The sequence below is a fragment of the Algoriphagus sp. genome (assembly GCF_029254265.1).
Lineage (GTDB): Bacteria > Bacteroidota > Bacteroidia > Cytophagales > Cyclobacteriaceae > Algoriphagus.
Genome location: NZ_JAQWXX010000110.1, coordinates 111,991 through 119,598, shown reverse-complemented (window position 1 = coordinate 119,598; position 7,608 = coordinate 111,991). Strand labels below are relative to the sequence as shown.

6 protein-coding genes are annotated in these 7,608 nt (G+C 41.3%); 3 read left to right on the top strand and 3 right to left on the bottom strand.

The features are described 5' to 3' along the window. Positions 1-97: 97 nt before the first annotated feature. Positions 98-892 (bottom strand): hypothetical protein, encoded by a 795-nt coding sequence (locus tag P8O16_RS17225; RefSeq protein ID WP_300316681.1) that lies wholly within the window; start codon positions 890-892, stop codon positions 98-100. Positions 893-1,271: 379 nt separating this feature from the next. On the opposite strand from P8O16_RS17225, the gene P8O16_RS17220 reads away from it, so the two are divergent. Continuing rightward, a complete protein-coding gene (locus P8O16_RS17220; RefSeq protein ID WP_300316679.1) occupies positions 1,272-1,802 on the top strand; it encodes a transposase in 531 nt (176 codons plus the stop codon). A gap of 490 nt (positions 1,803-2,292) precedes the next feature. Beyond that, positions 2,293-3,009, top strand: coding sequence for a hypothetical protein (locus P8O16_RS17215; protein ID WP_300316677.1), 717 nt, complete (start codon positions 2,293-2,295; stop codon positions 3,007-3,009). Between the two features lie 50 nt (positions 3,010-3,059). Here the strand turns inward: P8O16_RS17215 and P8O16_RS17210 are convergent, their stop codons facing one another. Beyond that, a complete protein-coding gene (locus tag P8O16_RS17210; protein ID WP_300316675.1) occupies positions 3,060-4,013 on the bottom strand; it encodes a TIM barrel protein in 954 nt (317 codons plus the stop codon). A gap of 137 nt (positions 4,014-4,150) precedes the next feature. Next, entirely contained in the window at positions 4,151-5,665 is a 1,515-nt protein-coding gene (locus P8O16_RS17205) for a Gfo/Idh/MocA family oxidoreductase (protein WP_300316673.1), read from the bottom strand. A gap of 290 nt (positions 5,666-5,955) precedes the next feature. Between P8O16_RS17205 and P8O16_RS17200 the strand changes: the two genes are divergently transcribed. Further along, on the top strand, positions 5,956-7,596 hold the full coding sequence (locus tag P8O16_RS17200) for a sulfatase-like hydrolase/transferase (protein ID WP_300316671.1): 1,641 nt from the start codon (positions 5,956-5,958) through the stop codon (positions 7,594-7,596). Positions 7,597-7,608: the final 12 nt, after the last annotated feature.

The following is a 7,608-nucleotide window of genomic DNA, read 5'->3' as shown; positions in this document are numbered from 1 at the left end:
GTTTGGATAGATTGGACTTCCCATCCATCCTCTAAATTGAGCAGGGTTGTGAAAAAATTCTCCGTAAACATCTTTTTGCTTAAAGATAACTATTCCATTAAATTCGTGGTAGAACCTTTGTTTGAATAGTAAGGCTTATTTCTTGGATTTTTGATTGCCCACAGCCGGAGTTTATAGTTAGTCTCAGCTTAGCATTGCCGCTATGAGTGGGTGTCAAGGTGACCGTTGATTGATTGGAATTAGAAGAAATAAAAACTTTTGAAAGGCCTTCTACAATAGACCAACTGTAGTTTACTCCGGGCTTGGATAGGACATTGAATGAAACTGGCGAAGTTCCGATTATGGTGGTAGAACTTCCGATGATCGAACCTACATAAGTCCAAAATTCGGGCGATCCTATAACCTGTCCCCCTTGGTAAAGATGATAAAATGATTGATTAAGATCATGGGCCACCAAAGGACCTTCTGTTCCATACTTTGAAATGTATTTAACAAAGGATCCACCAACATTTTCTCTTACCGCTGAATGATCAGATCCAATAAGGTTATAGAAAGCGATATTTGCTTCTGATTCATTACAAACCTGTAAATATCTCCCACTATTTTTGAATTCTGAAGCTGAACGCACTCCTTGGGCATTAGGACAAGAGTATGGAGCTGTAAGGAAAGATTTATTCCACCCAGGAGAAGTGCAACCATTTTCGAAATAACTCATCACAAAACCATGACAATTGTAATAAGCTCCTACATGGCAATCAGAAAGTCTTTTAGACCCGTACAGGGATTCACTTATTTTCCAAAAAGAATTACTTGTTTCAGAAGAACAGACTGCCTGCGAAAAAGCTAAATTCCAGTTTCCAAGGATGAAACAAATAAAAATTAGGTACTTCATAGATGGGATATTACTACTAAATATATTGAGATATCACAAACTATCAACTTTTTACTTGGGTTTTAAATAAAATAATTTTTCTTCCGTTCAGGCAACCTGCTGTCCCCTGCTGCTCAGAATTTTTAATCCGGAACCTTGATCGTAGGATTTCCAATCCGAAAAAACTGATCATTAAAGGTTGGAATTTGAGTAGGAAGATTACAAATCTTCGGATCAAGCTTCGAGATTACATCCGCGATAGTTATCGGGACTCGAAGAGCGTCATTTTAGCTATTCCCGATACTGATGGCAATTCCGCTGTTCAGGATTTATAATCCTGAACTTTGATTGTAGGATTTCTAATTTGAATAAATTAATTTTTAGTCATAAGGAATGTGATATGGGATTTGAATTTAAAATTCGGGATCAAGGAGCGGTTCATTTTCTGATCTTTACAGTTCATCAATGGACAGATGTTTTCACTAGAAAGGATTATTCAGACCTATTACTTGAGAGTCTAATTTATTGCCAAAAGAATAAGGGATTGGAGATTTATTCATGGGTAATTATGAGTAACCACATCCACTTAATTGCAAGTGCAAAAAATGAAAATTTGTCTGATCTCATTCGAGATTTTAAAAAATTTACTTCAAAACAGATTTTTAAAGCCATTCAGGATAATCCTAAAGAAAGTAGAAAGTCATGGCTAATCTTGGCTTTGAGTCATCAAAATCAAATTTGGTTTTGGGAGGATGGATATCATGGAGAAGAGATTTTTTCACTAAAATTTTTTAGATCTAAAGTGAATTATATTCACCAAAACCCGGTAAGAGCAGGGATAGTCGAAAAGGAAGAGGAATATTTGAATAGCAGTGCCGGAGATTTCTATGGAATAAGAAAAGGGCCCATTCAATTGGCAGAATTTGGGTAAAAGGTGATGTTCCTTTTGAAGATTACAAATCTTCGGATCAAGCTTCGAGATTACATCCGCGATAGTTATCGGGACTCGAAGAGCGTCAATCCTGAACCTAGATCGCAGGATTTTTAATCCGAAAAAACTGATCATTAAAGGTTAGAATTTGAGTCAGAAGATTACTTCCCGTGGCTGTCGGGACTAGGAACCATCTTCCAGATTTCTTCCGACCCATTTCGTCGCTAGTAGATTCGAAAAACACTAAAAAATCAAAAAATAGGCTTAAAATCCTCAAAAAATACCCAATACTGGGTATTTTTTGAGGGTTTCTTTCTTTCTAATTTTCATAACAATAAACCAAACCAAACTATGAAAAAGAAATCGTTTTTATCAAAAGCAGCCTTAGCTGCGATCACAATCTGGGGGGGTAGTTATTCGACTAATGATTATACTCTGAGTAGTCAATTTTGGCAGTTTAATTTAAAACAAATCGATAAAGAATACTGATATGAAAACCTTGAAATTATTTCTACTTGGAATTATTTGGCTAGCTTCAACTGAACTTTCATTTGGACAGAAAAATTGGGTAATCGAAGCAAAGGTAGGCACGGGAAATACAAACATTAGTACTACTGGCAATTATTCGGATTTGACACTAAGCACAAATAGTCACAGATTTGTGAGTTTTGGTGTTTTAAGAAAACTAAAAAATAACTTTAGTATTGGTTTGGAAACCGATATCTACAGGTTTCTTTTAGGGTATACTTTTTTGCCATTGGACGAAGAAAATAAAGTCGGTACCCGTGCTAATTTTTGGTCAATCGGCCCTAAAATTCAGAAAGACTTTTACGTACGACCCAAACTTGGTCTAAGTCTTGCCGTAGGATTCCATCTAACTCAGACTAATCAAAATGAAGAGATCTATACTGGAATATGGCAGACAGTTAGACTTCCTGGAGGAGGTCAAAGAATACCTGTCTTATTATATGGCAATGAAGAAATCCAGGAATTTACCTTTCACTTTAAACCTGAAGGTGGAATATTCTACGATCTCACAGAGTCCTCCAGAATTACATTTTCTTGCGAGTGGGGCATAAACTTAAGTCAGCCTGCCCTCGTCGTGAATTTGGATAGAATAGTATTCGAGGATCAAACCTTTCAGAATCAACATATATTCAATGGCAATTACTTCTCAGCCCAACTTGGCTATCGCTACTCATTCTAACCGACTATTCTAATCACAAAAAAGGCTGCCAATCGGCAGCCTTTCTCATTTTATCCTTTCTTCTCATTCGTCAGCGTTCTTCTCACCTGATCTAGATTGACACGGATCTCTTCGATGCTTTCCCACTCACGACCATCAGTGCCATGTTCGATGCCTACGTAGCCGTTGAAGCTGTGCGAGAGGACAATCTTCATCATTCGGGTATAATCCAACTGCGTCTCATTGCCTCGATCATCCCAAACGGTTGGCTTGAGGCTTACACCTTTGGCATAAGGCATCAGCTCGTCTACCCCTCGATAGGAATCGTAGCTAAAAATCTTATCCCCTTCAGTGTTCATGCGGAAGTTTCCAAAATCAGGCAAAGTACCCGCCCGCGGATGTGCGGTCTGTCGGATCATCTCAGCCAGCCACTTGCCATTACTGGAGAATCCGCCATGGTTTTCGATGAGGACATTGATATCAAAATCATCGGCGAATTCACAGAGTTGTCGGAGACCAGAGCTGCACACATTGATAGCTTCTTGCTCTGCTTCTTTATCCGTAGAGTAAGGCACTGCGGTGTAGGAATTCACACGGATAGAATGACAGCCTAAGAATTTGGCAGCTTCCACCCATTTTTTGTGATTTTCTACGGTTTGCTTTCTTCCCTCAGAAGTCGCAGCACCGAGCATTCCTTCCCCATCACACATAATCAGGACAGAGGTGACACCTTCCCCGTCTGCTCGGGTTTTCATTTCTTTCAGATAGGCCATGTCTTTGGCCTTATCCTTGAAAAATTGATTGACATATTCCACTGCATCGATATTTGCTTTTTTTGCAAGCTTCGCAAAGTCCAGATGGTCCATTCTTCCCGCAAAAAGCACTCGATTGAGTGACCATTCTGCCAGAGAAATTTTGAATAATTCGTCAGCAGGACGTTTTGCCATTGCAAAATTCGGTAAACCAAGGCCAATAGCTGCTGCAGCAAGTCCGGTTGATTTTAAAAATTCTCTTCTGTTTTTCATATTACTTAGTTTTGAATGGTTTAAAAATTTAAGTATAAGTCATTATTTCTGTGCTATTATCTCCTTTTTCTAGTTTCTGTTGTTGGGTATCTGTTTTCAGATATCTGTACACACATTGGTCTTCTGTTTCTTTTTTCTCAAATCTCCCATCCCGAGCGGTATTCCCGAGTCAGATATTCGTTGGCTTTTTCGTTGTTGGTAATTTGGAGTGAGTTTACATCAAAATTGATTTTTGATTTAGCCCGCAAAGCCACAGCTCCCAGATTGATTGTATCAGTGATGGTCTGAGCCCGGATAAAACTTCCCGGTGTTTGCTTTCCTTCCAGAATTGCATCCACCCAGCTTGAAGTATTCCGTTCGACTTCTCTGGAATTGATACGTTCAGAATCCCGTCCGGTCATCATCGTACTTTCAGGTAAAAGAACTGGATTTTCACCCCGGAATCCACCCAGAATTTTTCCTTTGGTACCGACAAGCATCAAGCCTTCATCTGGGGTGTCCTTTCCATCCCGTTCCAATTCCTCTGGAGCAAAAGGCTTCATTCCGCCATCATACCAGAATAGGTCAAAGGCCGGAAGGGTAGACTGCGCTGGGAAATTCCATTTGATGGTGCAACTTGCGGGGAAGGCCACATTATTGTCCACCCATTGGTAAACTTGGTTGACTTCCTCTCGGGTGGTCGTGCCAAAAGCTTTTGCTGCTAAAGGCGATTTGTTGATTCCCAAGGTTTCGAAAAGTGGAAAAAGACTGTAGTGTCCCATATCTGCCACCGAACCGCCGCCGAAATCGTACCAGCCACGGAATACATTGTGTGTGTAGTTTTTATGATAGGGCATATCCGGGATAGGACCGAGCCAAAGATTCCAATTAAATCCTTCTGGAATGGGCATTGCCGGAGAGGGTCTTTTGGTCCACTGCTGCCAAACCGGTCGGTAAGACCAGTTGTGAATTTCTTTCAGTTCCCCAATCAATCCTGCGTCCATCCAAGCTTTGATCTGTCGGTATTCGGGTCGATCTGACCAAGCAAGCAGGTGTGTGATAGCTCCTGAGGTTTTGGCTTTTTCAATTACTTTTCTTCCTTCAAGCAAGCGATTGGAGATTGGTTTATGCGTCACCACATGGATTCCCTTGTTCATCGCTGCAATAGCAATAGATGCATGCGTATGATCAGGAGTCATGATTTTTACCGCATCGATTCCATTTTCTTTTGCAAAAAGTTCCCGATAGTCTTCATAGCTTTCACAGCCTTTATACCTTCCGGAAGGTTTGTTTTTGCCGTAGTATTTCTCCACATATTCTTGTCCGATATCCCTTCCGCCCGGAATACCTAGTTTTCCCTCCCACCAAGTATCATCTCCCAGGGTTTTTCGAATGTCATTTCGGATACCATAAGGCGACCAGTCGAAGTAGTCGGTAGAAAATTTATTTGAGTCGCATACTGCCACTACACGTACTTTTGGGTTTTGAAGCAATTCTCCCATTTCCCGAAGACCCTGAGTGCCGCAGCCGATATTGGCAACGGTGATTTGATCCGAAGGAGGGATTTTACCTAAACCTGCGATTACATTGGATGGAACTATGGTAAAAGATGCAGCAAAGGCAGCTGCTGAAGCCATAAATTCTCTGCGGTTAATTGGGTCAAAAGTGGCCATGTAGCGATATTGGAAATAAACACTATAATTTAGTGCGCAAGGACTTGAAAGCCAAATAAATCAACTGAGATTATCCATTTGATCGCAAGTATATTTTTAGCTTCACAGAAAATTCTCAATGGAATACTTTCCATTTTTAAACTTCAAAAAGTGGCTGACTTAAAAAATAATTTGAATTAAGTGCTTGTTGGAGGTTAATGAAATGAGATTTAGAATTCGCTATAATTCAAAGTTTTGTGTTGGAAATAGGGCAAAAGATGCTAAATTATTTGCTTTGAAAATTCGATACCATGAACCCAAGCCTGATTAAAATCTCCTTTTTTATCCTTTTGGTAAGTTTTGCCTGCAAAGTACCTCAAGAGGATGTAAGTGCTACAATCACCTATCCAGAACAACCCAATATAGTTTGGATCGTAGCCGAAGATCTTTCTCCGCAGCATTTGGGGATCTATGGAGGTACAGGAGGGAAAACTCCCTTCCTAGATTCCTTGGCTGCTGATGGGGTGATTTATTCGCATGCCTATTCTACGGCAGGAGTCTGCGCACCGAGTCGCGCAGCATTGATTACAGGAGCTTATCAGACTGCGGTTGGGGGTCATAATATGCGTACGCTGGGCATGTCACAGAATGCACTCGACGCCTATCCTCCGGGGCACAAGTCCTATTCCGCAGTGATCCCAGCTGATATGAAAACTTACCCCGAACTGCTTCGGATGGCTGGTTACTATACCAGTAATAATTCCAAGGAGGATTATCAGTTTAAAGGTCCAGTGACCATGTGGGATGAGAGCAGCAACAAAGCACATTGGCGAAATCGGAAAGATTCAAACCAGCCCTTTTTCTCAATTTTCAATTTGAATATTTCTCATGAATCTCAGGTTTGGGCACGTGCAGATGAACCCCTATTAGTGGATCCGGCAGATGTTTTCATTCCTCCTTATTATCCGGATGATTCGATCAGCCGGGCGGTGATGGCGAGATTTATCACCAATGCGATGCGAATGGATATGCAGGCCGGAGAGATCATACAGCAATTGAAAGATGATGGATTGTATGAGAATACGATCATCTTTTTCTATGGAGATCATGGCGATGGAATGCCTTATGCCAAGCGGGAACTTTATGACCGGGGATTGAAAGTTCCATTGATCATCAAAGCCCCGTTTTTCGAAAAGGGAGGGCAATTAGATGAATTGGTCAGCTTTGTGGATTTTGCACCGACAGTTCTTTCGCTGGCGGGAGTGGAGGTGCCTAAGAGTATGCAGGGCCAAGCTTTCCTCGGAGTGCAAAAAGCTGATCCAAGAAAATACATCTATGCGGCCCGTGATCGCATGGACTCAGAATACGATCGGGTAAGAGCGGTCTCAGATGGCCGATTCAAATACATCCGAAACTACATGCCTGAGAAACCCAACTATCAGAATATCCAGTATCGTCTCAACAATCCTTTGATGATCTATCTGCTGGAGTTGAATAAAGCTGGTAAACTCGATGCCAATCAATCAAGATGGTTTGCTCCAAATAAACCAACCGAAGAACTCTACGATACCTCTGTCGATCCTTACGAATTCAATAACCTGGTCGCCGATCCAGAATATGCCGAGAAACTCACCGAACTTCGAGCTGCCCATGAGCAGTGGCTTTTGGACTATCCAGATCTGGGAGCTATGAATGAGCAGGAAATGGTTAGAAACTGGTGGGGAGGAAAAGATACGCCACCGATTACAGCAGCGCCCGAGATTGCTTTTAATGTTGGGAAAGTGAGCATTAATGTCGACATGCCGGGAGCCTCTATCGGGTATCGTAAATCTACCAATGATACATGGTCAGTGTATGTAGGACCTTTCGAAGCAGTCAGAGGAGACTCGCTTTATGTGAACGTGCATCGAATAGGTTATGAGCCAAATGGAGGAGCTATGGTTTTAAAGTAAAAGGAGAAAGCC